The organism is Pseudonocardia sp. SID8383 (assembly GCF_009864975.1).
Lineage (GTDB): Bacteria > Actinomycetota > Actinomycetes > Mycobacteriales > Pseudonocardiaceae > Pseudonocardia > Pseudonocardia alni.
The window spans coordinates 1-545 of the sequence record NZ_WWFY01000580.1; the positions used below are offsets into that span (position 1 = coordinate 1).

1 pseudogene is annotated in these 545 nt (G+C 78.9%); it reads left to right on the plus strand.

Annotation, left to right across the window (positions count from 1 at the left end):
• Nucleotides 1-545: pseudogene (locus tag GTW08_RS13945) on the plus strand (indolylacetylinositol arabinosyltransferase); the annotation flags it as partial.

Sequence of the window (545 nt, forward strand, 5' to 3'; positions counted from 1 at the left end):
GCGGTGTGGGCCGTGGTGGCGGTGGCGGTGCTGGTGGTGTCCACCCTCGCGGGACGCCGACGGCACCGGACACGGCGGGAGTCCGCCGCCCGGGCCGCGGCGGCGCTGCCCGCCGGGGTCGTCGTGGTCGCCCTGGTCACCGGGGTGTCGGTGGTGGTGGCGTCGTTCGTCGTCGCCCCGGTGCGCCAGGGCGGGGGCTACAGCGTCGGCGGACAGATGTGGAGCGAGCTGACCGGCCGCGACACCTGCGGGATCCTCGACCACGTCACGGTCCCGGTCGACGCGGGCGCGCTGCCCGCCGCGGGTGGCGCCGACACCCTCACCGGGTTCACCGAGGGCCGTGGCTGGGTCGACGCCCCGCCGCGCGGCGAGCTCGCCTGGGGCAGTCTCGACGGCGGCCCGGGCACCACCGGCGAGCTGCGGACCCGCTGGTTCGCCGTCGCGCCGGGACCGGGCGACCGGGTGCTGTCGGTCGACGTCGCCGGGCGGACCGGGCAGGGCAACACCCTGGACCTGGAGTACGCCCGCGCCGGGTCGCCGGGCCC